This is a genomic window from Streptomyces sp. SD15, assembly GCF_054462255.1.
The window spans coordinates 1-1,281 of record NZ_JBTLMO010000138.1 but is presented as its reverse complement, the minus strand read 5'-3'; the positions used below and the strand labels follow the sequence as shown (position 1 = coordinate 1,281).

Here is a 1,281-nt window from a genome sequence, read left to right as displayed (position 1 = left end):
TGAGGGGCCCTGCGCTTCTCGGACAGCGGTGTTGAGGGTTCTGCCTATGCCGCTGTCTGCAACTCCTCGTACTCGGCGTGGACTTCTGCGGGAGTCTTGTAGCCGAGTCCGGAGTGGAGGCGCTTTCGATTGTAGAACATCTCGATGTAGCGGACGATAGCCCGGTGGGCGTGTGCGCGTGTTGGGAACGTAGTTCGGTGCACGAGTTCGTTTTTGAGGGCACCGAAAAATGATTCAGCCATCGCATTGTCCCAGCAGACACCGGTGCGGCCGACCGACGCTCGCAGGCCCAACGAACTGAGCTTGGAACGAAGTTCCCGAGACGTGTATTGACTGCCGCGATCGGAATGAAATATGCAGCCTTCGGCGAGGTCGATGTTCCGGGCCGCCATATCGAGTGCATCCGATATGAGAGAGGTCTTCATGTGGTCGGCCATCGCCCAGCCGACCACCGCTTTGGTGTGGCAGTCGATGACGGTCGCGAGATAAAGGAACCCGGCCCAGGTGTGAACGTAGGTGATGTCGCTGACCAGTTTGCGCCCGGGAGCGTCAGCGGTGAAGTCACGGGCCAGCAGGTCGGGCGTGGCCGGCGCCGCATCATCGGCGATCGTGGTCGCCCGCCAGGGCCGCGGCTGGCATGGCACCAGGCCGAGCTCGCGCATCAGCGCACGGACCAGTTCCACTCCGGCCTGCACGTTCATCCGCTGGAGCGCGGCGTGGACACGCCGGTAGCCGTAGGTCTCCTGAGAGTCGGAGAAGACCTGGAGGATGACGGCCCGCAGTTCCGCACGGCGCTTCGCGGTGGCCGACAATGGCCTCGATCTCCAGTGGTAGAAGCCCGACGTGGATACTCCCGCCCAGGTGCACATCTGCTGCACGGGAAAGTTACCGGCCTCGCCGTCGATGAACTCGTACTTCTCCGTCACCGGTATTCCTGGGCGAAGAAGGCCGCCGCTTTTCCCAGGAACTCGGTCTTCATCCGGAGTTCCCGGTTCTCGCGTTCCAGCTCGCGCAGGCGGGCGCGTTCGCTGATGTTCAGGGGAGGCTCCTCCCCGGCGTGCTCCTGCCGGTACCGGCTGACCCAGGTGCCCAGCGTTCCCTCGTTCACTTGTATCTCTCGGGCGACCTCGGCGATCGGGCGGGACTCCACGACCACCATCTTGACCGCCTCGTCCCGAAATTCAGGACTGAACTTCCTACGCTTCTGTGCCACGTGCTCTCTCCGCCGTTCTGGACTTCGATCCTATGGGGACCGCTGTCCGAGAACTTCGGGGCGCCTCA

The 1,281-nt window shown here is 63.3% G+C and carries 1 protein-coding gene; it reads right to left on the bottom strand.

The window, feature by feature from the left end:
* Positions 1-44: 44 nt before the first annotated feature.
* Positions 45-1,213 (bottom strand): IS3 family transposase gene (locus ACX28W_RS43880; protein WP_459005686.1). Its coding sequence is split into 2 segments (ribosomal slippage): positions 45-961 and positions 961-1,213, totalling 1,170 coding nucleotides; the frame shifts between segments, so codons are not numbered across the junction.
* Positions 1,214-1,281: the final 68 nt, after the last annotated feature.